This window comes from Leptolyngbya sp. O-77, assembly GCF_001548395.1.
Taxonomy (GTDB): Bacteria; Cyanobacteriota; Cyanobacteriia; order Elainellales; family Elainellaceae; genus Thermoleptolyngbya.
This window is the reverse complement of the sequence record NZ_AP017367.1, coordinates 1,734,604-1,760,409: the sequence shown is the minus strand read 5'-3', so window position 1 is coordinate 1,760,409 and position 25,806 is coordinate 1,734,604. Positions and strand designations below refer to the sequence as shown.

Annotated in this window: 19 protein-coding genes and 1 tRNA gene; 17 read left to right on the top strand and 3 right to left on the bottom strand. The window is 56.1% G+C overall.

What is annotated here, in order from left to right; translation table 11 throughout:
- Positions 1-9: 9 nt before the first annotated feature.
- Positions 10-681 carry a hypothetical protein gene (locus O77CONTIG1_RS07495; RefSeq protein WP_068509384.1) on the top strand — a complete coding sequence of 224 codons (672 nt, stop codon included), beginning with the start codon at positions 10-12 and terminating at the stop codon, positions 679-681.
- On the opposite strand, the gene hemF is transcribed toward O77CONTIG1_RS07495, so the two are convergent.
- Positions 678-1,676, bottom strand: a complete 999-nt coding sequence (gene hemF / locus O77CONTIG1_RS07490) for an oxygen-dependent coproporphyrinogen oxidase (RefSeq protein ID WP_068509382.1) — start codon at positions 1,674-1,676, stop codon at positions 678-680. The two genes, O77CONTIG1_RS07495 and hemF, sit on opposite strands and share 4 nt — an antisense overlap.
- 501 nt (positions 1,677-2,177) lie before the next feature.
- A tRNA-Ser gene (locus O77CONTIG1_RS07485) sits at positions 2,178-2,269 on the bottom strand.
- A 404-nt stretch (positions 2,270-2,673) separates the two neighbouring features.
- Here O77CONTIG1_RS07485 and O77CONTIG1_RS07480 point away from each other — a divergent pair.
- The 12 genes from O77CONTIG1_RS07480 to O77CONTIG1_RS07425 all read left to right on the top strand — a co-directional run bounded on the left by O77CONTIG1_RS07480 (position 2,674) and on the right by O77CONTIG1_RS07425 (position 20,877).
- A complete protein-coding gene (locus O77CONTIG1_RS07480) occupies positions 2,674-5,394 on the top strand; it encodes a DUF4394 domain-containing protein (protein ID WP_068509380.1) in 2,721 nt (906 codons plus the stop codon).
- A gap of 889 nt (positions 5,395-6,283) precedes the next feature.
- The gene (locus tag O77CONTIG1_RS07475; RefSeq protein WP_068509378.1) at positions 6,284-7,405 is read left to right on the top strand and encodes a glycosyltransferase; all 1,122 of its coding nucleotides are present in this window, start codon (positions 6,284-6,286) and stop codon (positions 7,403-7,405) included.
- A gap of 177 nt (positions 7,406-7,582) precedes the next feature.
- The gene (locus tag O77CONTIG1_RS07470; protein WP_068509376.1) at positions 7,583-9,829 is read left to right on the top strand and encodes a GumC family protein; all 2,247 of its coding nucleotides are present in this window, start codon (positions 7,583-7,585) and stop codon (positions 9,827-9,829) included.
- Between the two features lie 72 nt (positions 9,830-9,901).
- Positions 9,902-11,728, top strand: coding sequence for a heterocyst formation ABC transporter subunit HepA (gene hepA, locus O77CONTIG1_RS07465; protein ID WP_068509375.1), 1,827 nt, complete (start codon positions 9,902-9,904; stop codon positions 11,726-11,728).
- A 66-nt stretch (positions 11,729-11,794) separates the two neighbouring features.
- Positions 11,795-12,766, top strand: a complete 972-nt coding sequence (locus O77CONTIG1_RS07460; RefSeq protein WP_068509373.1) for a glycosyltransferase family 2 protein — start codon at positions 11,795-11,797, stop codon at positions 12,764-12,766.
- Positions 12,767-13,001: 235 nt separating this feature from the next.
- Entirely contained in the window at positions 13,002-13,796 is a 795-nt protein-coding gene (locus O77CONTIG1_RS07455; RefSeq protein WP_286132596.1) for a glycosyltransferase, read from the top strand.
- A 125-nt stretch (positions 13,797-13,921) separates the two neighbouring features.
- Entirely contained in the window at positions 13,922-15,034 is a 1,113-nt protein-coding gene (locus O77CONTIG1_RS07450) for a glycosyltransferase family 4 protein (protein ID WP_197673345.1), read from the top strand.
- Positions 14,994-15,971, top strand: a complete 978-nt coding sequence (locus O77CONTIG1_RS07445) for a glycosyltransferase family 2 protein (RefSeq protein WP_068509370.1) — start codon at positions 14,994-14,996, stop codon at positions 15,969-15,971. The genes O77CONTIG1_RS07450 and O77CONTIG1_RS07445 overlap by 41 nt, the downstream gene beginning before the upstream one ends.
- A gap of 122 nt (positions 15,972-16,093) precedes the next feature.
- Complete coding sequence (locus tag O77CONTIG1_RS07440) at positions 16,094-17,506, top strand: O-antigen ligase domain-containing protein (RefSeq protein WP_197673344.1); 1,413 nt, start codon at positions 16,094-16,096, stop codon at positions 17,504-17,506.
- 208 nt (positions 17,507-17,714) lie between these two features.
- Positions 17,715-17,993, top strand: a complete 279-nt coding sequence (locus O77CONTIG1_RS07435; protein WP_068509363.1) for a hypothetical protein — start codon at positions 17,715-17,717, stop codon at positions 17,991-17,993.
- A gap of 217 nt (positions 17,994-18,210) precedes the next feature.
- Positions 18,211-19,353: a glutamine-hydrolyzing carbamoyl-phosphate synthase small subunit gene (carA, locus tag O77CONTIG1_RS07430; protein ID WP_068509361.1), complete on the top strand. Its 1,143-nt coding sequence runs from the start codon at positions 18,211-18,213 to the stop codon at positions 19,351-19,353.
- 321 nt (positions 19,354-19,674) lie between these two features.
- Positions 19,675-20,877 carry an MFS transporter gene (locus tag O77CONTIG1_RS07425; RefSeq protein WP_068509359.1) on the top strand — a complete coding sequence of 401 codons (1,203 nt, stop codon included), beginning with the start codon at positions 19,675-19,677 and terminating at the stop codon, positions 20,875-20,877.
- 10 nt (positions 20,878-20,887) lie between these two features.
- Here the strand turns inward: O77CONTIG1_RS07425 and O77CONTIG1_RS07420 are convergent, their stop codons facing one another.
- Entirely contained in the window at positions 20,888-22,075 is a 1,188-nt protein-coding gene (locus O77CONTIG1_RS07420) for a glycosyltransferase family 2 protein (protein WP_068509357.1), read from the bottom strand.
- A 662-nt stretch (positions 22,076-22,737) separates the two neighbouring features.
- Here O77CONTIG1_RS07420 and O77CONTIG1_RS07415 point away from each other — a divergent pair.
- The 4 genes from O77CONTIG1_RS07415 to O77CONTIG1_RS07405 all read left to right on the top strand — a co-directional run bounded on the left by O77CONTIG1_RS07415 (position 22,738) and on the right by O77CONTIG1_RS07405 (position 25,610).
- On the top strand, positions 22,738-24,180 hold the full coding sequence (locus O77CONTIG1_RS07415; RefSeq protein WP_084782330.1) for a DUF2927 domain-containing protein: 1,443 nt from the start codon (positions 22,738-22,740) through the stop codon (positions 24,178-24,180).
- Between the two features lie 348 nt (positions 24,181-24,528).
- On the top strand, positions 24,529-24,669 hold the full coding sequence (gene rpmH / locus O77CONTIG1_RS23365; protein ID WP_084782327.1) for a 50S ribosomal protein L34: 141 nt from the start codon (positions 24,529-24,531) through the stop codon (positions 24,667-24,669).
- Between the two features lie 142 nt (positions 24,670-24,811).
- Entirely contained in the window at positions 24,812-25,255 is a 444-nt protein-coding gene (rnpA, locus tag O77CONTIG1_RS07410; RefSeq protein WP_068509353.1) for a ribonuclease P protein component, read from the top strand.
- A complete protein-coding gene (locus tag O77CONTIG1_RS07405) occupies positions 25,227-25,610 on the top strand; it encodes a PH domain-containing protein (protein WP_068509351.1) in 384 nt (127 codons plus the stop codon). The genes rnpA and O77CONTIG1_RS07405 overlap by 29 nt, the downstream gene beginning before the upstream one ends.
- Positions 25,611-25,806 lie beyond the last annotated feature (196 nt).

The following is a 25,806-nucleotide window of genomic DNA, read 5'->3' as shown; positions in this document are numbered from 1 at the left end:
AGGGGAACCATGCGATCGCGCTCACGCCGACAGGCACGGATTCGGCTGCTCTCTCGATTGATTGCCGCCCTGCTCATGGCAGCAAGCGTTTTGCTGGCCTTGGGGCTAATTGCGCCGACGCAGACCCGCTATGCCAGTACGCCGCTGGGGGCACAACGGGCGATCGCCCAGCAATATGGCATTCCCATTCCCAGCCGCGTAGCAGAGGAAATCTATCGCCGCTTGCCGGATATGCCGCTGGCCAACGAGTATGTTTCGCAGCGCACTGGAACCGTCGACCCTGAAGATACCTTCCTGAGCCGGATGATCCGATACCACACGCTGATCAAGGGGCGATCGCCCATCTCCCGGTTTGACTGGAAGCTCACCCTTGCCGACTACTTGGGCATCAATGAACCGATGGTTCCCGGTTCCTACCCCGGTGCTATCAACCTGACCACCAATCCTCTGGAGGCAGACACCGCCATTGTCAACCAGTTCACCCGCACCCAGCGCGAGGCACTGGTGAATACGCTTGTCGCCTTTTTTAACCCCAGCGTGCTGAATCCGCCGCCCCAGCTTACGCCCTCTGGCATGGCTGCCGAACAGCCTCAACAGGATGCGCCGCCTGTGGGACGCGGCTCTACCCAGCCCCTACCGTTAGAGCCGCGCCCCGGAGATGCCCAGCTTTTAATGCCCTAGCCAGCCCACTCGGCCCAGTCCTGCGGCTTCAGAAACACTTCGTATAGCTCTGCTTCTGGTGTGCCCGGTTCTGGCTGGTAGTTATATTCCCAGCGCACTAGCGGCGGCAGCGACATCAGGATCGACTCGGTGCGACCGTTGGTTTGCAGTCCGAAAATTGTGCCCCGGTCATACACTAGGTTGAACTCGACATAGCGCCCGCGCCGATAAAGCTGAAAGTTCCGTTCGCGATCGCCATACTCCCGATGCTGATGCCGTTCGGCAATGGGCACATAGGCAGGCAAAAAGGCGTTCCCACAGTCCTGCACAAAGGCGAACAGGTCTTCCCAGGTGCGCCCCTGCACAGGCCCGACCTGTTTGCTGTAGTCGGCGGCGGGTGTGTCGCCGTGAGAGCCGGGGTAAGAAATGGGATACAGGATGCCCTGCGTGTCTTGATAGTCAAAGAAGATGCCGCCCACGCCGCGTGTTTCGCCGCGATGTTTTAAGTAGAAGTATTCATCGCACCAGCGTTTGAATGCGGGGTAATAGTGCGGATGGTGGCGATCGCACGCTGCTTTGATTGTTTTGTGAAAATGGGCTGCGTCTTCGCGGGTAGGGTAATAGGGCGTGAGGTCGATGCCGCCGCCAAACCACCACACCGGGCCTGCCTCAAAATAGCGATAGTTGAGATGGACGGTGGGAATGTAGGGGTTGCGGGGATGCAGCACCATCGATGTGCCTGTGGCATAGAAGCCGTGCCCTGCTGCCTCTGGGCGCTGCACCAAAATCGACGGCGGCAGATCCTTGCCCCACACTTCCGAAAAATTCACGCCGCCCTGCTCAAACACGCGACCGCCCTTCAGCACGCGCGATCGCCCGCCGCCACCCTCTTCGCGCACCCAGCTATCTTCTTGAAATTTGCCCTCGCCATCCAGCGCCTCTAGCCCCTGACAAATGCTGTCTTGCAGCGCCTTCAGCGCAGTGCTAACGCGCTCCCGCGAGTCCGCAGGGGGCATCACATTAACCGTGTCCTTCGTAGAGGTAGAACTTGGAGATGGAGAGGTCGTTTCAGGGGAGGAAGACGTTGCCATGATGGAAAAAGAACAGTCGCTAAACGTAAGGGGAAACGATCGACGAAACACCTACAGCACTAATGCTGCATACGGGTTTTACCATTGCCTGATCTAGGCTATCCCGGAACGGTACCCAATGTTGACATGGTCAATAAATGTAACGAAAGGTGCAAAAAAGCTTAATGCAAAAAAGCCTGGTATCCAGCTTGATACCAAGGTAGGGCATCGGGTTTGGCGGCTAGGGGCGATCGCCCCCCTTTCTCGGCTATGCTCTATGCCGAATGGCATATTCCCGGAGCAGTGCCCCGTGAGATTGCCCCGTAGGGAGGGTTCCACCCGTCAGTTGCAGGCTTTTTAACTAAACGCTTAAGCCAGTTAAATGTCTAAGAAGTTAAACGCCTAAGGAAACGCTCAAAACTCGTGAATCAAGCTCGTGACCCAGAACGGAGAGAGAGGGATTCGAACCCTCGGTACGGACTTTCGAACCGTACAACAGATTAGCAATCTGCCGCTTTCGACCACTCAGCCATCTCTCCAAGATGACGAAGCTCCATTTTAACAGAAGTCCAGTGTGCATACAAATTCTTTTCAAGCTGAAAGGGCGGCGATCGCCTCAGTTGTCAGAGCGCATTGCGGCATAAAGACACGGATTTCGTAACCACCTGCGTCTCTCACGCGCTCCAAAAACGCTGTAGAAAAATCTAGCTTTGAAATTCCTGCGTATTTTCACTCGGTAGCGTTGGTTTTACGAAAAACCGGAGATCAGCTACTGCTTTACCTGATTCTGGCATTGTTGTGCGCTGACAAGCGTGCAGCAGTGTCAGATCGTGCTGCGTGCCGCCGTGTTGTGTCGCTAGGGCGTGCCTCCTTGAGGCAAAAAAACGCACGTTCACGACAAGGCAAGTCTAAGAAAACGCGAGGAATTCACTAAGGTTGCCCCATGAAAGGAACGTCTTACATTTTCATTGATCGGCAGGTTTGTGACGTGCCCCAACTGCTGGCCCACGCCAAACCGGAGAGCCGCGTGGTGCTTTTGGAGCGCGATCGCGACGGGATTGAACAAATTAGTCAGGTGCTTCAGCAAGAACAGAACATTTGCGAAATTCACCTGGTGGCGCACGGCAGCCCCGATTGTCTATATCTGGGCAACTCGCGGCTGAGCCTGGAGACGCTGCCTCGGTATGCGGCGCGGCTGGGCCAGTGGCGGGGGGCGATCGCCCAGGGCGCGAATATCTTGCTCTATGGCTGCCGGGTGGCGGCGGAGGGGCTGGGTCTGGTGAACGCGCTGCACACCCTGACGGGAGCCAGCATCGCCGCTGCAAGTCAGCCCGTGGGCAAGGGCAACTGGCGGCTGGATCGGCAGATTGGGGCGATCGCCGCCAGTCTGGCCTTTTCTCCTGTTCTCCAGCAGCGCTACGCAAGCACCTTTGGCACGGGCTACGTGCTGAGCAACAACACGCTGATCGCCTTTGACACATCTAACCCCAGTAACTCCGCTCCGGCGATCGCCATCACCGGGCTGGGCGCGGGCGAAACCCTGGTCGGCATTGACGTGCGCCCCCAAAACGGGCTGCTGTATGGACTCACCAGCAACGGCGCAGGCGGTATCCGGCTCTACGTCATCAGCCCTAGAACGGGCGTTGCCACGCCGCTCACCAATGCCCCAGTGCAGCTCAGCGACGGCTCCTCCAACCAGCCGATCGCAGGCACCAATTTTGGGTTTGACTTTAACCCCACCGTCGATCGCATCCGCGTCGTCACCGATGCAGGCGTTAACCTGCGGCTGAATCCCAACACCGGCCTGATTGTGGATGGCAACATGGCAGCCCCAGGAACTCAGTCTGACGGCGCAATCAGCGGCGGCACAACGACGGTCGATGCCACAGCCTACACCAACAGCTTCCCCAGCACCACCGCCACCACGCAATACACGCTGGATGCCGTCACCAACAGCCTGTTTATCCAGAATCCGCCCAACGCAGGCACGCAAACGGCAGCGCTGCCAATCACGCTCAACGGTAGCCCGCTAGATTTCACCGCTGCCAACGGGTTCGATATTCCCCCCAGCGTCGCTGTGTCCACCTCCAACGCACCTGCGACCGGGCAAGGGTTAGCTGTATTAACGGTGGGCGGAGTGACAGGGCTATACGCCATTGAGCTATCGACCGGGGCTGCGACGTTCTTGGGCCGAGTTGGCACTGGCACAGTTCCAGTGCAGGGCTTTGCAAACCAGAGCGGCGGTGGTCTGCCGATTGTGGCGGTGGACACCAACAATAATTTGCTGCGGCTGAACAGCACCACGCCCGGCTCCCCAGTTAGCGTGGCGATTACGGGGCTGACCACTGGCGAACGGGTGGTGGGGATCGATTTTCGCCCGGCGACGGGGCAACTGTTTGCGCTGACCAGCAACGGAACGGGCGTGCGGCTGGCGATTCTTGACCCGCAGACAGGCGCGGCGACGTTCCTGACAACCGATTTTCAGCAATTTAGCGATGCAGGCGGCAACCCGATCGCCATCCAGGGCAACAGTTTCGGGCTGGACTTTAACCCCACGGTTGATCGGGTGCGAATCGTCACCGATGCAGGGCTGAATTTCCGCATGAACCCCAACACTGGGGCGATCGTAGACGGCAACACAGCAGCGGCTGGCGTGCAGCCCGACGGCGCAATTAGCGGCGGCACGACGACTGTCGATGCCACGGCCTATACCAACAACTTTGCTGGAACCACCGTCACCACGCAATACACGCTGGATGCCGCCAGCGACACGCTGTTTATCCAAAACCCGCCCAACAACGGCGTGCAAACCAGCCCGCTGGCGATCACGCTGAACGGGGCGCGGCTCGACTTTACCAGCGTCAACGGGTTCGATATTCCCGCCTCGGTGCGGGTGACAGCGGCAAATGCGCCCGCCACCGGGGAGGCGATCGCCGCGCTAACGGTGGGCGGCACGACGGGTCTCTACAGCATCAACCTGGGTACGGGCGCGGCCACGCTGCTGGGCAACGTGGGCGACGGCAGCACGGGGCTGGTGGGGCTGACAGTCGCCAGCGCCCAGATTCCGGTGAACCAGATCCTGCAAGGCGGCGACGGCAGAGACCTGCTACAGGGCGGCGATGGCGACGATACGCTGGTAGGCCGGGGTGGGCGCGATCGCCTGTTGGGTTTTGGCGGCAACGATACGCTGATCGGCGGCAAAGGCGGCGACATTTTGACAGGCGGCGCAGGAGCCGATCGCTTTGTCTATTCTGGACGCACGCAGCGGGCTGCATTTAGCCAATCGCAGTTAGCAAACCTCGATCGCATTCGAGATTTCGACGCGGCAGAGGGCGATCGCATCCAGCTAGACTTTGACAACAACCTGACCACGCCCAACCTGCCCCGCAAACTGTTTAATGCTGGGGTGCAAACGGGGCGATCGCTCCAGGAAGCGGCCGAATCCGCCTATCTCGACAAAAACCAGGCCCGGCGCAGCAACCAGCGGCTTCTGGCAAACCAAGCGGTCTTCTTTGAATGGCGAAACCGTACCTATCTTTCGGTGAACGATAATCAAGCGGGCTTTTCTGCTGGTCGTGATTTGCTAATCAACGTTACGGCGATCGTCTTGAGTCCGGGCGATGCCCAGGCAGGGGTATTGTCAGTCGGCAATTACTTTGCCTAGAGAGACTATTCTAAACTTAGCAAGGTTGTTGACTGCGAGCCGGTTTTGTAGATGTTTTGTCTGGGAGTGATGACTGCAAGATGAGAACTTTTGAATGTGAGAATTTCTGGCTGCCAAAAATGCTGTATCGGATGGCGATCGCCAGGTTTTTCCTAATGTTCTGGATAGGATACGGCAGCGATTAGTAACTCAGAATAACTGTCAAAAACACTGTCAAAAACAGTGCCAAAAACAGTGCCAAAAAGCGGCCGGGGAGCAGACGGTTTTCCCTGGCCGCTTTTGTATGGGCTATGCATTGGACTAGTACAAAACTAGAAAATTGGGGCGATCGCCATCGAGGATGTATCTGATGATATCAGTAATTACTCGGATATACCCGATCGTTTCCCGTTAAAAAAACATGAACTTCAGACTGAAAGATAAAAACTAGTGATAGGAGCTGAAAGTGTCTGTTCTCAGGACTTTGAACCTCTAAAGAGAGTCGTACCTTCTTGATAACTTCATGAAAAATTCATGATTTTGCCCTTATGCATGAAGATTATGTAAACCTTTGTTGGCGACGACATCGTACTTTTACGAGTTCCGGTTAGTCTACATAACTTCTAGCACCAAATGATATTAATACTGGAAATAATGCTGGAAAGTGCATCTGTTCTATAGCCTACTGTGCAGGTTCTATGACGCTGTCCTTAATGGTCTAAATCGGGGTTCCAATAGCGTTCTAAATGGTGATCTAAAACTTTGACGACTTAAAAAATATTGAAATCAGTCAGGTTGCTGATTGGGGTTGAAAAATCCGTATTTTATCGATGCCTTGACTGTTATGTAGATGCTTCCCATTTTGCTTATGGCTGGAATATCAAACTAGCTAGATACAGAGTTTCTAACCATGAAAGTTGCGCTGGTGCATGACTATCTAACTCAGCGGGGTGGGGCGGAGCGGGTTTTTGAACTGCTATGCCGATATTTTCCAGACGCAGATATTTACACGTCTTTGTATGACCCGGAGCGCACGATTGAACTGGGCGATCGCGAGGTGCGGACAACTCTGTTGCAGGCAATGCCCAACGCCTCTAAATATTTCAGGCTGCTAGCTCCGTTTTATTACCCAGCCTTTCGAGCGCTTGATTTACGAGATTATGATCTGATCGTGAGCAGTAGCACCAGCTTTGCAAAAGCTGTGCGAAAAGGGCCCCACGCGAAGCACATTTGCTTTTGTCACAACGTCCCTCGATTTCTTTGGGATACACAAAACTATCTGCGTGAATATCGAGAGTTTCAAACGTTTTATCCCGCCATTGACATCGTTTTTAAGGTGCTGAGAAAGGCGGACTTGGCCTACGCTCAAGAGCCGGATCTATACATAGCCAACTCCAGTACGGTGGCTCGACGAATTGAAGCACTTTACAACCGCCCAGCGGTGACAGTGAATTATCCGATCGACGCTAGCTTGTTTCGGTTTTCCGCCGAGAAGGATGACTTTTATCTCGCTTCGGCACGGCTACTGGGCTACAAGCGGGTGGATGTGATTGTGGAAGCATTTAGCAAGCTGGGCTGGCCGCTGCTGGTGTCGGGGGAGGGGCCAGACCGCAAGCGCCTGGAGAGCATGAGCGCCAGAAATATCCAGTTTTTGGGCTACGTCAGCGATGAAGAGCGGGCCAGCCTGCTGGCGCGAGCGAAGCTGGTGGTGGTGGCGGCACTGGAGGACTACGGGCTGGTGCCTGTGGAAGCGAATGCCAGCGGTACGCCAGTGGTGTCCTATGGCGCGGGTGGTGTGCTGGATACCCAGATTCCGGGGCTAACGGGGTTATTCTTTCAGGAGCAGACAGCCGCCTCGCTGGAGGCGACGCTGCTGGAGGCGGTGAAGATGCAGTGGGACTATTCTAGGATTCGGGATCACGCGCTGAGTCGGTTTACGAAGAAGGTCTTTTTTGACAAGATTGGGCAGATTATTGACGAATTTTGCGATCGCCGAACGGTTATGTCTAGCTCAGTGAGTCTGGCTCGATGAGTCTGGCGCAGCAGGTTCGTTTCAACCTGTGCTTTAGAGGATTCGTCCAGACTATTCGTCCAGAGTATTCATTCATCATTCAGGTTCATTCAGAGTGTTCGTTTAGATAGGTTTCAGATAGGTTATCAAGGTCACTACCGGAGTTCCAGATTTTGAGTTCATGCGGGATGAAGAATCATGCTTGAGGCGAAACTGAATGGGGCAGCCGACTCGGAACTCGGCTATGGGCAGCTTTTTGCCACGCTGATGCGGCGGCGGCTGTTGCTGCTGGGGGTGCTGCTGAGTACGATGGCGGTTTCAACCTTGCTGTCGGCCCGCAAGGACGCGACCTATCGCAGTTCAATGCAGCTTTTGGTGGAGTCGAACTACGAGCAGAAGGCGAATCTGCGGGGGGCTGTGCCAGAGACACTGTTCACGGCTCCGGCTGCGGTCGAAATTGACTATGCCACGCAAATTCGCCTGATGCAGAGTCCAATCCTGCTGGGGCGGGCGGTGGAGGCGTTGCGCTCTGAGTATCCTGACCTGGGACTGGAGGACTTGAAGCGGGGTCTGGCGGTGAGCCGTGTGCTGGAAACCGAAGACAAGATTGAGACGAAAATTCTCCAGGTAGACTATACCAGCGGCGATCCGCTGAGGTCGCAGCGGGTGCTGGAGGTGATGAAAAATGTCTATCTGGCCTATAACCTGGAACAGCAGAAGCTCCGTTTGAGCAACGGTCTGTCGTTTATCGACGAACAACTGCCTACGGTGCGTGAGGAGGTGGCGAAGGCAGAGCGATCGCTCGAAGATTTCCGCGAAGGGCAGGGCATTATCGACCCAGAGCAGCAGGCTACGGAGTTTGCGAAGGCGCTGAATGCGATCGCCGAACAGCGCCGCGCCATCCAGGCTGAGTTTCAAGACAATCAGATGCGGTTTCGCGACCTCCAGCAGCAGCTTGCCCGCACGCCTCAGGGGGCGATCGTCGCGTCGCGTTTGAGCCAGTCGCAGCGGTTTCGCAATCTGCTGACCTCGCTGCAAGAGACTGAACTAGCGCTGGCGGAGCAGTTGGTAACCTATACTGATCGATCGCCCACGGTTCGCAGCCTGACTCAGCAGCTTGAACGGGAGCGGGTGCTGCTCCAGCAAGAAGCTAGGCGCATCCTGGGCGATCGCGCTGAACTGTCCGAAGAAAAGCTGTATACCGAGGCCCAAATGGGCGAGGTGGAAATGGGGCTGGCTGGGCAGTTGGTGGCAACGCAGACCAATCTGATGGGCTTGCAGGCCCGCGATCAAAGTCTGGCCAGAGCCGAAACTCAGCTTCGCAACGAGCTAAACCGGTTTCCGCAACTGATTGCCGAATATAACCGCCTCCAGCCCGACATCACCACCAAGCGCGAAACCCTCCAGCAGCTTTTGAAGGCGCGTCAGGAGTTGGCTATTGAAATCGGGCGCGGCGGCTATAACTGGCAGGTGGTGGAAGCGCCGGAACAGGGCATCAAAACGGGCCCGAGGGTGCTGACCGATTTACTACTGGGTACGGTGCTGGGGCTATTTTTGGGCGCGATGGCGGTGTTCTTGCGCGAGTCGATGGACGATGTCATCCACTCGCCCGAAAAGCTGACAGAGACCGTGGCCCTGCCGCCGCTGGGCATCGTGCCTAAGCTACCGCGCAGCATTGTCGGTCAGCGCTGGCCGCTGGGGGTTCAGTGGTCACCATCTGGGCGATCGCCCGCTGCCCTGCCCATGCTGCAAGCCGCCCAGTGGCCGCTGTTTCGGGAGTCGATGGATCTGGTCTACAAGAGCCTGCGGCGCAGCAGTCCTGCGTCGGCGCTGCGATCGCTCGCCGTTACCTCTGCGCTGGCAAATGAGGGTAAAACACTGGTGTCGATTGGTCTGGCGCTGAGCGCCGCGCGACTGCATCAGCGGGTGCTGCTGATCGATGCCAATTTGCGATCGCCCAGCCTGCATCACCAGCTCAACCTGCCCAACCGCCAGGGACTCTCCACCTTGCTCAGCGGCGAAGATCGACAACCCCTGCTGCACAGCATTGGTGCAAATACCGATGTGCTAACGGCGGGCCCGCTGTCCAGCGACCCGGTGCGTCTGCTGAGTTCCGACGAACTGCGGGACTGGATCAGAGCGTTTGAAAAAGACTATGACCTGGTGATTCTGGACTCCTGCGCGGTGTTGGGCGTTGTGGATGCGATTCAAACTGCCTCGCTGTGTGAGGGGGTTGCCGTTGTCGCTCGCCTCGACAGCGTGTCCCAAGCCAGCTTGATTCAGGCAGCAACGGCGCTCAACGGTTTGAACGTGATTGGCATGATTGCCAACAATGTCAAGGGCGCTCAGGTCGCCTATGGTTGCCCGTCGGGACTGGGGGCGCTGTTTGCTGAGTCCGTTTCCAACCGCGACGCTGCCGAGTCAGCCGGACGAGATGCTGCTTAGCAAGGGAGGATAACAAGCTTTAAACGACGGAATCGAGATCCTGAATAATTAAGCCGTTTCATTGCTCAATCTATGTTTCTAAAGCTGCTGCAACTTGTTCGCAAGCCCCTCAGAGCAACTCAGTTTTGGCAAGAAAACTACCTGATCTTGAGGGAATTCAAAAGCTTTCGCTGGCTGGCGATCGCCGCAGTTTGCTTTGCGCTTTTGGCATCCGTTACAGAAGGGTTTGGGCTGGGTTTTTTGCTGGCATTTTTGCAAAGCCTTACCTCACCGGAGGCACCGCCTGTTCAAACCAGAATTGAATGGTTTGACGTTTGGATATTGAGCATTAACGCCCCAGTTAACCAGCGGCTTTATCGCGTGTCAGGGCTGATTGTGGCCGCGACTTGCATCCGGGCTGTGTTCAATTATCTGGCGCAATATTACACGCTGACGAGTGAAGTCACCCTCATTGATCGGCTCCGCAAGCGGGTGTTTGAGCAGCTCCAATCCCAGCGTCTCAGCTACTTCTCTCAAACGCGATCAGGAGAACTGGTAGACATCTTAACCAGCGAGATGGAGCGGATTAGAAATGCGTTTGGGGCGATGTCGTTTCTAATGACTCGTGCCTTTACGCTGCTGGTATATGCGATCGCCATTCTTCTATTATCCTGGCAACTTTCGCTAATCTCAATTTTCCTCTTTGGCGGGCTAGCCTTTGGGTTTTCTAAGCTGAACAAACGGGTACGGCGGCGCAGCACCAGAACCTCTCAAGCCAGCGGACGACTGACTTCTATTGCAGTTGAATTTATTAATGGAATCCGCACTGTGCAAGCCTTTTCCACTCAAAATTTTGAACGACGGCGGTTTTATCAGGCCAGTTCAGGACTTGTTCAGGAATGGAAAACGGTCTATCGCTTGTCTTGTCTGGTGCGTCCTCTTGCAGAAGCCTCGGCTACGTTTGTGCTAGTGGGCATGATCATCCTGGCGCTCACCAATCGCATTATGCCCGTTGCGTCCTTGCTAACGTTTTTATTCATTCTGTTTCGCATGGTTCCCTACAGTCAGGACTTGCTGGGGGTGTTCTCTCATCTCAGCACCATGATGGGGTCTGTAGAAAATATCAAGCGGCTCTTGAGCGACGAAGGCAAGCAATTTTTTGAAAACGGTACGCGCACTTTTCCAGGGTTATCTCATGCGATTGAGTTTGTAGATGTCGATTTTGGCTATGACCCCGATCATCTGGTGTTAAAAGATATCAATCTTTGCATCGAAAAAGGCAAGACTACGGCCCTGGTTGGGGCATCGGGTTCTGGCAAATCTACGCTAGCAGATTTGATTTCTCGCTTCTATGATCCGACTGCTGGGCGGGTGTTTTTAGATGGGGTTGATCTACGAGAGTTCGAGATCGATTCCGTTCGCCATCGGTTGGCGATTGTGAGTCAAGATACGTTTATTTTCAATGCGTCTGTGCGGAGCAACATTACCTATGGTTCAGAACACGCGACTGATACCGAAGTGTATGAAGCCGCACGGTTGGCAAATGCGCTGGAGTTTATTCTAGAGATGCCGGAGGGGTTTGAAACCACGCTGGGCGATCGCGGCATTCGGCTATCGGGTGGGCAGCGCCAGCGAATTGCGATCGCCCGCGCCTTGTTACGAAACCCTGAAATTCTGATTCTGGACGAGGCCACCAGCGCTCTGGATTCGGTATCTGAAAGACTGATTCAGGAAGCGTTGGAGAAGCTTTCGGTGGGCCGAACCGTGTTGGCGATCGCCCATCGGCTCTCGACCATTTCAGGCGCAGACAAAATTGTGGTGCTAGAACAAGGAAGAATTGTCGAGCAGGGTGGCTATCGAGAACTGATTGATCGGCGCGATCGCTTCTGGAGATACTACCAAATTCAGCAGGCATCGTGAAATTTCAAGACGATTGCAATGTAATTTAGCCCAGTCTTCTTGCAAGCCTCCTTCAATCAATGAACCATGACTGACCAAAATGCACTTGTGAGCGTTATTATGCCAACCTACAATCGCCCAGATTTTTTGCGGGTGGCTATTCAAAGTGCATTGCAGCAGTCTTATAGGAATATTGAAATTATTGTTTCTGATAATTGCAGTCCCGAAAATCCTCAGGCCCTGATCGATTCATTCTGCGACTCTCGAATTCGATTTTGGCGCAACGAAACCAATCTGGGACTGTTTGGAAATGCCATGAAGGCAGTCAGCTTGGCACGTGGGAAATACCTTTCATTCTTACATGATGATGATGAGTGGGATGCCCGTTTTTTAGAGAATCTGGTTCCAGCATTAGAGCAATATCCTGAGGCAACGATTGCATTTTGCGATCAGTTTATAACTGATGAATCAGGGGATATTAATGTTCAAGTTACTCGAAAGACGACAAAAAACTATCGACGCGATCGCCTCCAAAGCGGACTATATCAACCCTTTATAGAAATCGGCTTGGTTTATAAATCTATTCCCAGTGTCGCAGGTGCCGTGATTCGCAGAGAGTCGATAGATTGGGCTAGTATTTCACCTGGAGTAGGTAGGATGTATGATCTTTACATCACGTACCTGTGCTGCAAAGACGGGCAGGCCGCCTACTACCTTGCAGACAAGCTGGTTTACCATCGGGAACATTCAAACGCCGATACATTTTTGAGTGGACGACGAAACGGCCCTGCCAAGATTTCTAAAGCCAAAGTAGAAATCTTCTGCTACCAGCGCTTTGTTCAAGACCATAATCTTCGCCCATTTAGATTTCATTTCAAGAAGTTGCTGCTACATGCCCAAACCACATTGGGGATCGGGCTGTTGTTAGCAAACCGTCCTTCAGAAGCGCGACTTCACCTGTTCCAATCGTTCAGGGGTCGGTTTTTTAGTTTGAGAACTCTGGTTGCGCTGCTGTTGAGCCTGGTGTGTTCGTTGGTGCTAATAGAGCGATCGCACTAAGACGATTCAGATCACTTTCTGAGCCTCGATCAAGTTGAGTCGACCAGATCTCTCAGAGCATTCAAAACACCTTTGATCACACTACTCATTAGCTCCTGCTGAGTCCAAAGCCTCTGCCTGTTTTGAAAGATTTACTCTTAAGCATCTACCCTACTCACGAATTCTGGCCATGAAAGTTAGCGTGATCATCCCCTGCCTAAACAATGCGTCTACCCTTGCGATACAACTTGAGGCCTTGGCAGCCCAACAGTATGCAGAGCCGTGGGAAGTGATCGTGGCAGACAATGGCTCTACAGATGCAACCGTGGCAATTGCGGAACAGTTTGGCGATCGCCTCCCCAATCTGCGTGTATTGGATGCTTCCCGAATCGGCGGCAGCGCCCATGCCCGTAACATGGCAGCAGCAGCAGCACGCGGCGAGTTTTTGCTGTTTTGCGATGGAGATGATGAGGTAGGTGCGGGCTGGGTTGCCGCGATGGTCGCAGCTCTGGAAAAGTCTGATTTGGTGGGGGGATATATGGAGTATTGGCGGCTGAATGAACCGTGGCTAGTGCGGGCCTACGGTTATGAAAGCGGACTGAAGCTGTTTGAATCGGGATACCTAAAGTTTGCCAGCGGGTGTAATTTGGGAATTCGTCGCGTTGTTCATGAAGCGGTAGGCGGGTTTGATGAAACGCTGCTGCGACTTCAAGATGTGGACTATTCCTGGCGCGTTCAGCAGGCTGGATTTAAGCTGAGCTATGCGCCTGATGCGATTGTTCACTTTCGGCTGCGCGGCAGTATTCGGAGCGTGTGTCGTCGAGCCTTCAAGTTTGGATACACTGAGCCGTTCCTTTATCAAAAACATCGAGACCGGGGAATGCCCCAAATTTTGAGTTGGAAGTCGATTGCCAAAACGGTTGCCCTGTTTCCAGTTCGCCTGATCGGTTCGCTGCGCGATCGCGCTTTGTTGTGTAAGGTGCTGATGGAAGGCTGCTGGCGCGGCGGCGAACTCTACGGCTGCATTAAACACCGCTATTTGCCGCTTTAGTTAGCATTCTTGGAGGCAGCGCGAGTGAAACTTTGCATTGTCACGCATCGAGTGTTGAAAGGGGACGGGCAGGGGCGCGTCAACTATGCGGTTGTGCAGCACGCGCTGGCGGCGGGGGCATTGGGGTGACGCTGCTGGCCAGCGAGGTTGCGCCAGACCTGGTGCAGCATCCAGGGATTAGCTTGGGTGTGGCGATTCCGGTCAATGGTCTGCCGACCGAGTTGCTGAGAAACTTGATGTTTTCCTGGCAGAGTCGGCGCTGGTTGGCAAAGCACGCCGTTGAGTTCGATTTGGTCAAGCTCAATGGCGCGATTACTGATTTTCCGGCAGACATCAATGCCGTGCATTTTGTCCACCATGACTGGCTGCGATTTGCGAAGCGATCCCTGCGGGAATCGCCCGCCAATCACACCTCTGGTCTGCGGGGGCTATATCAGCGGCTCTATACGGCACTCAATGCCCATTGGGAAAAGCGGGCGTTTCGTCGCTCTGGGCTTCTGATTGCAGTTTCTCAGCAGGTCAAACAAAGCCTATTAAGTATTGGAGTGCCAGAAGAAAAGATTCGGCTCATCTTGAATGGGGTCGATACGGTAGAGTTTTCACCCGGCAAGGTCAGTCGCGATTTGTGGAACCTACCCGCAGAAGTGCCGTTGGGACTATTTGCTGGAGATATTAAAACCCCTAGAAAAAACCTGGATACTGTGCTGCACGCTCTGACTCAGGTTTCAGCTTTGCATTTGGCAGTCGCAGGCGACACAGAGGGCAGCCCCTATCCCAAACTGGCAGAGGGACTCGGCGTTGGCGATCGCGTTCATTTTTTGGGCTATCGCCGCGACCTCAAAGACCTGATGAAAGCTGTCGATCTGTTCATTTTTCCATCCCGCTACGAAGCCTGTTCGCTCGTGCTGCTAGAAGCCCTGGCCACCGGGTTGCCTGTGGTGACTGCGGCAACCACGGGCGGCGCAGAAATCGTCACCCCCGATTGCGGCGTGGTGCTGCCCGACCCCAACGATGTGGATCAGCTGGCCCAAACGCTGAACGCGCTGATTGCTGACCCCACGCGGCGATCGCACATGGGGCTTGCAGCCCGCCGTCGCGCCGAAGCCCACACCTGGGACGGAATGGCTCAGCAATATCTGGACTTGTTTGACGCGATGTGCTGCCCTGTCGCTGCTGATCATCCCCAAACTGCCGACCATGAAACTCACCGTCATCATTCCCACCTACTGCCGCGCTGACGACCTGCGGCGCTGTCTGGCGGCCCTGGCCCAGCAAGCGCGATCGCCTGATGAGGTGATCGTGGTGGTGCGCGATACGGATCGAAACACCTGGGAGTTTTTGGAAACGAGTGTGCCACCGGGGTTGCCGCTGCAAACCATAAGCGTGGTTGCTCCGGGTGTAGTGGCGGCAATGAACCGGGGCCTGGAAGCTGCCCAGGGAGACGTGATTTGTTTTACAGACGACGACGCTGCGCCTCACCCGGACTGGCTGGCTCGCATCGAGCAGCATTTCCTGGCCGATCCTCACCTGGGCGGGCTGGGCGGGCGCGATCGCATCCAGCACTTGCCCGAATCTCTGGCCGGACGACCCTGCACCGTGGGAAAGCTGCAATGGTTTGGTCGGCCCATTGGCAATCATCATCTGGGCATGGGCGCAGCGCGAGAGGTCGATATTCTCAAAGGCGTGAACATGAGCTTCCGCCGAACGGCGATCGCCCATCGACCGTTCGATACCCGAATGCGCGGCACGGGGGCCCAGGCTCATTTTGAACTGGCCATGAGTCTGGCGCTGCGGCGCGACGGCTGGCGGTTAGTTTATGATCCAGCCGTGTTGGTCGATCACTACCCCGCCCCCCGGCATGACGAAGACCAGCGCCACCAGTTCAGCGCGATCGCCCGCCAAAACGCGGTTCACAACGAAACTCTAGCCCTGCTGGAACACTTTTCACCTGTGCAGCAGGCAATATTCCTGCTCTATGCCCTGCTGCTGGGGCATCGGGATGCCTTTGGGCTGGCCCAGCTAGTCCGATATGTTCCCCAGCAGCGCGACTTGGCCATGCGTCAGTGGGCGGCAGCCATGCAAGGGCGATGGCAGGGCATTCAAACCTGGTGGGCCAGCCGGAAGCGGGGGCCCAAGGCAGGGGTTGGAGGACAGGAATGGGGACTGAGAGGGTAGGAAGAGGGGTTTGGATTTTGGGTTTGGCTGTGCCTTGAGTAACTGCTTTAAGCGTTTGAGGCGCTGACTGAGGGGTCTCTTGTGCTTTAGAGTTTCGCTGTTTTATTCGCCGTCTTAAACGCATGGAAGTCATTTCGAGTCCACAGCCGACTGGCAACCAGTCCCTACCCGGATGGATTGCGATCGCCGGAGTGTTTAGCATTGCCACGCTGGGGGCGCTAGTTGGGGCAGGCGGTTTGGTGCGGCTGTTTTTTCCAGCCTCGGCGCTGCTGGTGGCGGTGTTGCTCTACTTCCGCTATCCGCTGCTCTACGTTGGGTTTGCCTGGTGGATCTGGTTCCTCACGCCCCTCCTCCGGCGCATCAGCGACTACAACAGCTTTTGGGACGAAAAGGGCGTGATTCTGCTTGCGCCTTACCTGGTCACGTTCGTCAGTGTGCTAACGCTAGTGCGCTATCTGCCCCGCACGCCGAAAATGGGTGGACTGCCCTTTGTGCTGGCGATCGCCAGCGTGGTCTATGCCTTTCTGATCGGACTCATTCTCGATAATCCACCGCTTGCGGTGATCCGTTCCTTCCTGGACTGGATTTGCCCCATCTTATTTGGCTTTCACCTGTTTGCAAACTGGCACGATTATCCCAGCTACCGCAGAAACGTCCAGCGCGTATTTCTCTGGTGTGTCTTGCTCACAGGTCTCTACGGCATCTACCAGTTTATGGTTGCGCCGCCGTGGGACGGTTTTTGGCTGATTCGCACCAAGCTCGTCAGCTTTGGCAAACCAGAGCCGTTTGAAATCCGGGTCTGGAGTACCATGCACTCGCCTGGCCCGTTTGCCGTGGTGATGATGGCAGGGCTGCTGCTGCTGTTTTCTGAGCGCAGCGTATTGGGCATTCCCGCAGCCGTCAGCGGCTACCTGTCGATTCTGCTCAGTATGGTGCGTTCGGGCCTGGGGCGGCTGGGGTGGGCGGGGCTGCTGGCGGCCTTTGCGTCTACCACGCCCAAGTATCAAATGCGGCTGGTGGTCACGATTTTGGTGCTGGTGCTGTGCGTCACGCCGCTGACGGTGATGGAGCCGTTTGACGAGGTCATTAGCGAACGGGTTGAGTCGATTTCTAACCTCGCCCGCGACCAGAGTTTCCGCGATCGCTCTCGAAACCACGACCGCGATTTCAACGTGGCCATTACGCGAGTCTTGGGGCGCGGCATGGGCAGTACGTGGATTGTGAATGAGCGCAACGGCAAGCTGGAAATGATTGTGCTAGACAGCGCCATTCTCGACATTTTCTTCACGCTGGGCTGGGCAGGAGCGCTGCCCTATTTGGGGGGAGTTATTTTCCTATTGGTCAGTCTGTTCAAAGATTCTGCTGCTCGCGCCGACTCGGTTGCCAGCGCCGCGCGGGGCATTTCGCTAGCGGTGTTTTTCCAGTTCATCTTCAGCAGCGTCATGCTGGGGCTGTCTGGCATGATTCTGTGGGGGCTTTATGGGCATTGCCCTGGGCCGCCAGCCGCTATCATCGTCATCGCAAAAATCTGTTAAAGGTGCTGTAGCGCTTTGGGGGGGCTACCTGCATGAGCTGCGATGTTTGAGGGGCGCTTTGGAGACATGCTTGGGCTATTCTGGGATAGGACTTACGCTGTTGGAGGATTTCTTGGGGGCGGCGCCTGCGAGAAATCCTCCAAGACCCAATAGAGCTTATCGCAAGTGCGTAAGTCCTGTGGGAATTTTGTAAAGAGTCAAGGAAGACATGAAGCATTTTCTAGTCCTAGAAAAAGATCTCGATACCCCTAACCCCGCTGCATTTCTTATTACAAAGGTTTGCTACTTTAACGAGGAGGAGATGAATTTTTACTACTTCACTGCAAATGGCTACAAATGTGACAATGACTTGGTGGGTGTTTGGTTCGGGCTGTCTGCTGGGGAGCGAAAAGAAGATGTGACTGAAGAGCAAGCGCGGGAGTACGAGAAGATGCAACTGGCACACGGCATGAAGGATATCCCGGTCACTTTGTCTTCAGAGGGCTAAATCAGCTTGGGTGTTATTGCTGAACCGCTTTTGGGCAGCGCGGTGGTTGTTTGGTTTACCTCCTGTTTCGTTTATCTCCAAAGTAGTCTCAAATATCTCCAAAGCAGTCTCAAATTGCAGCATCAATGCAGCATCAATCATTTTGCAGCGATTATCACAAACCGATGATCCCGGTGTATGATTTGCTGGAATTTCGGTCTTGTTTGGGAGAAGGGATATGGGTTTGGTAACGGCTCCCCCGGCGCTGCTGGTGTTGGCGGATGGCACGGTGTTTCGCGGATTTTCTTTTGGCGCGTCGGGCACCAGCATCGGCGAGGTAGTGTTCAACACGGGCATGACGGGATATCAAGAAGTCTTGACCGATCCCAGCTATCGCGGGCAGATTGTCACCTTTACCTATCCCGAACTGGGCAATACGGGCGTGAACCCGGAGGATGAGGAATCGGCGGGGCCCCAGGTGAAGGGGGCGATCGCCCGCAATATTTGCTCCCGCCCTAGCAACTGGCGCTCCACCCAGTCTCTCCCCGACTACCTCAAGCAGCACCACATCCCCGGCATCTACGGCATCGACACCCGCGCCCTCACCCGCAAGCTGCGCTCCGTCGGCGCGATGAACGGCGGCATCTCTACCGAAATTCTCGACCCAGCAGAGTTGCTGATGCAGGTGCAGGAAGCCCCCAGCATGGCCGGGCTGAACCTGGTCAAAGACGTGACCACGACGGAAATTTACGAATGGAACGAGCCGACCCCGCCAGAGTGGGAATTTAGCGAAGGGGTTTCACAATCGGCAGAGCCGCTGACCGTGGTCGCGATCGACTTTGGCATCAAGCGCAACATCCTGCGGCGGCTGGCCAGCTACGGCTGTCGAGTCATTGTGGTGCCCGCCGACACGCCCCCCGAAACCATCCTGAGCTACAACCCGGACGGCATTTTCCTGTCCAACGGGCCCGGCGACCCCGCCGCCAACACCGACGGCATTGAAACCACCAAAGCTTTGCTCAAGGCCCAGAAGCCCGTCTTTGGCATCTGCATGGGCCACCAGATTCTGGGTCTGTCGATGGGTGGCGAATCTTTCAAGCTCAAGTTTGGCCATCGCGGGCTAAACCAGCCCGCGGGCTTGCGGCAAAAGGTGGAAATTACCAGCCAGAATCACGGCTTTGCGATCGCCCAGGAGTCGCTTCCCGACGCTGACGTAGAAATCACCCACCTGAACCTGAACGATCGCACGGTGGCCGGGCTGCGCCACAAAACCTTGCCCATGTTCTCGGTGCAATATCACCCCGAAGCCAGCCCCGGCCCCCACGATGCAGACTATCTGTTTGAGCAGTTTGTGCGCCAAATGCGCGAGAGTAAAGGCTAGCAGAGGATTGACCCGTTCAATAACCATCTGTCTTAGACCTGTCTTAGAACAGCTTTGTCATACCAAGCGCTGTCTTGGACACTCAGTCTTACCTTTCCTTTAAGCAGGCCTTAAGCAGAGACTTATCGAGTTGCGTCACAATGCCGGAAGTGCTTGGGCAGCAGAGGAGCAGGGATTGGAATTTGAGGGTTCATGTTGAGCGCTGGGCTGGGCTTCCAGGATTGTGGATGCTCCGGAGGCTTTGCCCGGCTGCTAAAGCGGCCCTGCTGATCCAAATTTCTCCCGCCTGAGTTCTACACCCCTCTCTTTTCAGAATCTCTCATGGCGCAACTGTCTTCTAAACCGTCTCCGCGCTGGATTGGGGTGGCGATCGCCTTTTATGCCTTTATCGCCATTGGCATTGCTGAGGGCGGGCTGGGGGTGCTGCTGCCATCGATTCTTACAGAATACAATTTGACCCCTGCCAGCGTCACGCTGCTATTCGTCAGCCAGATTACGGGCTACATTTTTGCGGCGTTTACCAGCAGCCTGATCAGCAGTTGGCTGGGGCTGGCGCGGATGCTGCTGATGGCGGCGGGCACGCTGACGCTGGCGCTGGCGATTTATGCCACCGCGCCGATATGGGCGCTGATGGTGGCGGCGGGCACGCTGCTGGGGCTGGGCATCGGGCTGATCGACGCAGGCGTGAACACCTACATCGTGCAGGACGAACGCGGCGCATCGCTAATCGGCACGCTGCACGGATTCTATGGCGTGGGGGCGCTGTCGGGCCCGGCGATCGCCACGACGCTGCTGGCGATGGGCGTGACCTGGCGACAGGTGTATGGCGTGCTGACGGGAATTGTGGGGCTGCTGATTGTGGCGCTGCTGGCGGTGTTGGTGATTCGCTATCCACCGATGCATCTTCGAGGTGTGGCCACTTCCGAGGGAGCAAGTGCGGCGCAAAATCTGGGGCGATCGCTGCGGCATCCGGCGGTGCTGCTGACGGGGCTGCTGCTGCTGGTGTATGTGGGCACGGAAGCAGCGATCGGCAACTGGGCGTACACGGTGCAATCCGTCGGGCGTAATATGCCTGCAATGGCGGCGGGCTATGGCGTGGCGGCCTACTGGCTGGGGCTGACGGTGGGGCGGTTTGGTTTGGACTATTGTTTGCGGCGGGTGGGGGCAGTGCGGATGATCAGCCTGTCGCTGACGCTGCTGCTGATTGGGCTATTTGCCTGGTGGCAATTGCCGGATCAGTGGCTCAGCCTGCCAATGATCGGGTTGGCGTTGGCGGCGATCTTTCCAGCGACGATCTGGCTGGTTCCCCAGCGACTACCTGCGGAACTCGTCCCCGGCGGCATTAGTTTTGCGACCAGCGCGGCCAGCTTTGGCGTGGCGGTGATTCCCACCAGCGCAGGCTGGATTGCCGATGCTACCAGCCTAGAGAGCATTCCGGTGCTAATGCTGCCGCTGGCGATCGCCATGATTTTGATCCACCTCTGGCTGGTGCAGCACACACCGAGCGATCGCTCGTTGAGCTAGCAACCTGTGGCTAAATCGCAAACCCCATTTCCTTGAGGCCCTGGCGCAGCCGCTCCGCCTGCTCTGGGTTGCTCTGAGAATGCAGGGCGATCGCCCGCCCAAAGGAGGCCAGCCCCGATTCCACCTGGCCCAGCTTGATCAGCGCCACGCCGAGGTTTTGGTGGGCTTCGGCGTGGTCGGGCTGGAGCCGAATCGCCGCCTGATAGTGCGCTACTGCGTTGGTAATTTGTCCCAGCGCCCGCAGCGTCGTGCCCAGGTTGTAGTGTCCGGCGGCAAAGTTGGGGTCGATGGCGAGGCAGCGTTCATAAAGCTGGCGGGCAGTGGCCAGATCGCCCGTGGTTTTGCACAGGCTGCCCAAATTGTTGTAGGCTCCCAGCTTCAGCGGCTCTAGCACGGGCTGTTGCAGCGCGGCCTGATACTGCTGTGCGGCTTGCTCTAGCTGATTCAGCCGGGTGAAGGCAATGCCCAGGTGATAGTGCAGCTCGTAGCGCACGGGCGCATCCGTCTGCGACGCTTTCAACAAGGGCGATTTTAGCCCCTGCTGCAAAAGCTGGATGCCGCGCTCCACCTCGCCCATTTGCACATACAGCGCCCCCAGCTTGCTGCACTCGTAGGGGTCGTCGGGGTGGACTTTCCAGTAGCCCTCCATAACGGTTCGCGCTTTTTCTAGCTTGTCGCGGCGGGCGATCGCCACGGGATCATACCCATCGTGCAAAATCGCCACCTGCGGCAAGTCCACAATACCCCAGCCCGGTTCCTGCTGCCGCAGCGCCGCCACTGCATCGTCGATCGTGGCGTGATAGGGCCGCGCAAAGGTCAGGGCTGGATGCCGCCGAAACAGCCGCGACACCAGCGAATAGGGCGACTGCACCGCGCCCACCTCCTGCCGCAGCAGGTTGATGACCAGCGTTTCGTCGCGCTGCATCGCCTGCTGCATCATCGGTACGCAATCTGCCACCAGCGTCTCGTCGGCATCCAGCACCAGCACCCAGTCGCCCGTGGCGTGGCGCAGCGACTCGTTGCGGGCGATCGCAAAATCGTTTTGCCAGGGGGTAGAAAAGACCTTTGCCCCAAAGGATTGGGCGATCGCCACGGTGTCATCCACCGAGCCTGTATCGACCACGATCAGCTCGTCAGCCACAGTCGCCACGCTCTGCAAACAGCGCCCCAGCCGTTCCGCCTCGTCTCGCACAATCATGCAAAGGCTGAGCCTTGGTTTCACCGATTTTTCCCCTTTGCACCAATGCCTAAAAGAAAGAACGCCTAAAAGAATGCCTAAAAAACGCCTGAATGAAGATGGCTCAAGCTGATCAGTTGGTCACCGACCGCGACATATCCCGATCCTAGCTTAGGGCAGCCTTCCCGTTGATGGCATTTGGGATGGATCTCCGCACGGTTTTTATAGTACAAAAGTACAATAAAATGTCAGAGCCGATTTAACAATGGTTGCCAAGAAGCAAAAATATGCCCTATCTCGTCTGGCTAAAACCTATCTTGCAAACCGATTCTTGGAAGGTTATAGGGAATAATAGTGGGGAACTGAGTGTGTGGAACTGAGTGGCTGCCGCCAAATTTCTGTGGAATCTTCCGTGAATCGCTCACTTTAATCGGCCGCTTCTCTATTCTTTTGGAATCAGGAACCCGCTGTCCCGGTCTACAGTCCTGTCATAAGACATCTTTAAGACATCTTGTTAGAGACCGCTCAGAAAGCGCACCAAACCGCGCATCCATCGAGTGAATTGGGGGGGGCTTGCAGCATGGCGATCGCCCCACCTCTCGCGTCGCCAGCAGCTTGATTCGCAAACCGCATCTGCCTCGCATTGTTCGGCCTGTTCCCTCACGTTGCTTCGGAAGCGATTCATGAACATTCCATTTCCTCTTAGTTTGGCGGCCCTTAGTCTGGCAGCGCTTGGTGTTACACAAGCCTTTGGTTCTCAGGGGTACGAACCCACCGCACAACCGGGTATTCACCTGCTCAGCAGCACCGCCACAGCCGCCGCCACGGGCAGACCCGGCGTACTCAGCGCCCGCGACCCACAAGCCTGGATCAATATCCGCAGCGGCCCTGGGGTGCAGTCTAGCGTGGTGTCTACGGGTATGCCCAATATGCCCGTGCTGGTCTTGCAAGAATCGGCTGGGAGTGACGGGTTTACCTGGTATCAGGTGCGGCTGGGCAATGGCGCTGAGGGCTGGGTGCGAGGCGATTTGGTGCGCTTGACAGACGGGACTGGGGCGATCGCCTCTTCGCCTGCTGCACCGCAACCCCCCGCCCAGCAAGCCGCAGGCTTCCAGAATGCCGCGGCCGATGCGCCGATCTACGACCCGTCCTCTGGGGCGCTGATGCGTCCTGGAACCCGCCCAGAAGCGAGTGCGCCCAATCGCGGCGATTTGCCCAGCCCCACGTCTGATCTGCCTGCATATAATCCGTCTGTCCAACCCGTGCCGCCTGTCAGAGTGCCAACCAATGGGCAGACCAATCTCCCGCGCTATTCGCGTGAAGTCGTGGTCGATCAGCAGGGGCAGCGCGACATCACCCAGGGAACGGCGAACCCTGCGGTGAACCAGCCCCTACCCAGCCCCCAGCCCCCTGATTCGCCAGGACTGGTGGATCGCATCGTGGGTGGGATTAGTGCCATTGGCGATCGCGTGGGTGCGATTCTAAACCCTGGGCCAGCCCCACTAGCCATCACGCAAGCAGACATTGATTACTTCACGGAAGTCGCGCTTGGCTCGGAATGGGGAAATAACGCACCGCTAATTCGTAGATGGAATACAAACCTGAGAATTCGCGTCACGGGAACCCGTACTGCGGAGGATGACGCGACGATTCGCCAGGTGATGCAAGAATTGAACGAGCTACTCAACGGCAGTGGCGTGCAGCTCGTCCGCGACGACCGCAATCCCAATGTCGAGATTATCTACGCGCCAGAGAGCCAGTTTCGCCAGCTAGAACCCAACTATGTGCCGGGAAATCTAGGCTTTTTCTGGGTGCGCTGGAATAGTAGCGTCATTAACTACGCCCGAATTTTGATTACCAACACAAACCGCGTCACGCAGCGAGAGCGGAGCCACCTGCTGCGGGAAGAACTGACTCAGGTCTTGGGCTTGATGCGCGACTCCAATCGCTATCCCAACAGCATTTTCTATCAGGGCTGGACGGATGTGACCGAGTATGCCGAAATCGATCGCACGCTGATTCGGATGCTCTACCATCCGCAGCTTCGACCCGGCATGACGCGATCGCAGGCCGTTGCAGTCCTCAGAACCCTGGCTGATCCGGCACAAGCCGCTAGGAACCGCTAGTCAAGGGTTCCTCTAGTCGAAGGTTCCTCGCGATGACTGGGGAGGCTAAGACCGGAGAGCCGCTTAAGCCTGTGCCACTTGAGCCTCATTACTTGTGAAGCGTAGAGAGCCAGCCTGAAGAAGAGATGAAGTTCTCCAGAAGTTGCTTAACCTCTCCGGATGCTCTCTATCCTCGGACGTAGAAACGAATGGTAGATGCACCCTGATTCAAGCCCTGGAGGTTCGCCTTCGGGGTTTTTTCTTTTGCTGCTGTCCTGTGTTATTCAGCGAGTGATACGATAGTAGACCGTGGCTTTCGCAGTTCACATTCTGTATCATCCCCTTCTGCAACGGTTGGAGAGCTAAATTATGACGAAACGTACTTTGGGTGGAACCTCTCGTAAGCGCCGCCGCACCTCTGGCTTTCGCGCACGGATGCGTACCAAAAACGGGCAACGAGTGCTAAAGGCACGCCGTCGTAAGGGTCGGGTTCGTCTGTCTGTTTCCTAGTTTCTGTCTGCGTCCCGTTCAGATAGGGGGTCGAGCTAGCCACCAGTTTGCCTGGAGCTAGCTTGTTTGCGTAGGGACTGATTGGAATAGATAGGCTTATGGACTCATTGGCGTATAGATTGGCGTACAGAATAGATGTGTTGTGGCTCTCCCGAAAGTCCATCGACTCAAGCGTCGGCAAGAATTCAGCAAGGTTTATCAGGCTGGCGTGAGGCGCAGCACTCGAAACTTTACGCTAAGAGCATTGCGGCAGTTTCCGGTTCGTCAGGGGAAGCCGCGTTTGCCCGATTCCGATGGTTCTAGTTCTGCTCAAGATGCAGAAAAGCCAGGGCGATCGCCCACGCGCATTGGCATCACGGTCAGCACCAAGGTCAGCAAGCGAGCTGTGGTTCGCAATCGCATCAAGCGACGCATCCGGGCAGCTCTGCGCGAGATGCTGCCTGAGTTTGCGACAGGCTGGATGATTGTCGTCATCGTGCAACCCGTCGCGATAAAGTGCAACTATAAAGAAATTCTGCAAGAATTAAAGCAGTTGCTGATAGAGGCCGAGGTGTTCGATGGGCATTCGGGAAGATGTGTACTATGAAGGCGGCCCCCATATTGGGGATTTGATCCTCAACTGCCTGCTAGGGCTAACGGTGGTGTGCCTGCCGCTGACGGTGGGGGCGATCGTTCGCGCCATTTGGCTGCGCTACCGCATCACTGACCGACGGGTTTCCGTGACGGGTGGATGGATGGGGCGCGATCGCTCGGATGTCATCTATTCCGAAATGGCGAGCGTGATTGCCGTACCTCGCGGGCTGGGCAGTTGGGGAGATATGGTTATTACGCTAAAAGACGGTAGCCGTCTGGAGCTACGCGCCATGCCCAAGTTCCGAGAAGTTGCCAACTACATCAGCGAGCGAATCGCAGCCAAGGCTTCTAAAAAAGCCAGCACCTAGAGCTGGACTGTTAGACCTGTGAGACTCAGTGGATCTATCCAGAGTTTAAGTCTACCTGTTTGAGTCCCAGCTTCGGTTTAGCTATTCTGCTTCTCTCGCTGATCTAATGCTGATCTGAAGGCGGGTACAAACTAGGGCGATCGCAGCCAGACGTTTAACCCGATAACTAACCCGATAACCAGACACTCAATTCTGC

What these genes read in the sequence shown, in the direction of transcription:
- O77CONTIG1_RS07405 (WP_068509351.1), top strand. Translation starts at nt 25,227, where the DNA reads ATGGGCATTCGGGAAGATGTGTACTATGAAGGCGGCCCCCATATTGGG.
- O77CONTIG1_RS07435 (WP_068509363.1), top strand. Translation starts at nt 17,715, where the DNA reads ATGAAGCATTTTCTAGTCCTAGAAAAAGATCTCGATACCCCTAACCCC.
- O77CONTIG1_RS07425 (WP_068509359.1), top strand. Translation starts at nt 19,675, where the DNA reads ATGGCGCAACTGTCTTCTAAACCGTCTCCGCGCTGGATTGGGGTGGCG.
- O77CONTIG1_RS07480 (WP_068509380.1), top strand. Translation starts at nt 2,674, where the DNA reads ATGAAAGGAACGTCTTACATTTTCATTGATCGGCAGGTTTGTGACGTG.
- O77CONTIG1_RS07475 (WP_068509378.1), top strand. Translation starts at nt 6,284, where the DNA reads ATGAAAGTTGCGCTGGTGCATGACTATCTAACTCAGCGGGGTGGGGCG.
- hepA (WP_068509375.1), top strand. Translation starts at nt 9,902, where the DNA reads ATGTTTCTAAAGCTGCTGCAACTTGTTCGCAAGCCCCTCAGAGCAACT.
- O77CONTIG1_RS07420 (WP_068509357.1), bottom strand. Translation starts at nt 22,075, where the DNA reads ATGATTGTGCGAGACGAGGCGGAACGGCTGGGGCGCTGTTTGCAGAGC.
- O77CONTIG1_RS07440 (WP_197673344.1), top strand. Translation starts at nt 16,094, where the DNA reads ATGGAAGTCATTTCGAGTCCACAGCCGACTGGCAACCAGTCCCTACCC.
- O77CONTIG1_RS07445 (WP_068509370.1), top strand. Translation starts at nt 14,994, where the DNA reads ATGAAACTCACCGTCATCATTCCCACCTACTGCCGCGCTGACGACCTG.
- rpmH (WP_084782327.1), top strand. Translation starts at nt 24,529, where the DNA reads ATGACGAAACGTACTTTGGGTGGAACCTCTCGTAAGCGCCGCCGCACC.
- hemF (WP_068509382.1), bottom strand. Translation starts at nt 1,676, where the DNA reads ATGCCCCCTGCGGACTCGCGGGAGCGCGTTAGCACTGCGCTGAAGGCG.
- O77CONTIG1_RS07415 (WP_084782330.1), top strand. Translation starts at nt 22,738, where the DNA reads ATGAACATTCCATTTCCTCTTAGTTTGGCGGCCCTTAGTCTGGCAGCG.
- O77CONTIG1_RS07460 (WP_068509373.1), top strand. Translation starts at nt 11,795, where the DNA reads ATGACTGACCAAAATGCACTTGTGAGCGTTATTATGCCAACCTACAAT.
- O77CONTIG1_RS07470 (WP_068509376.1), top strand. Translation starts at nt 7,583, where the DNA reads ATGCTTGAGGCGAAACTGAATGGGGCAGCCGACTCGGAACTCGGCTAT.
- carA (WP_068509361.1), top strand. Translation starts at nt 18,211, where the DNA reads ATGGGTTTGGTAACGGCTCCCCCGGCGCTGCTGGTGTTGGCGGATGGC.
- O77CONTIG1_RS07495 (WP_068509384.1), top strand. Translation starts at nt 10, where the DNA reads ATGCGATCGCGCTCACGCCGACAGGCACGGATTCGGCTGCTCTCTCGA.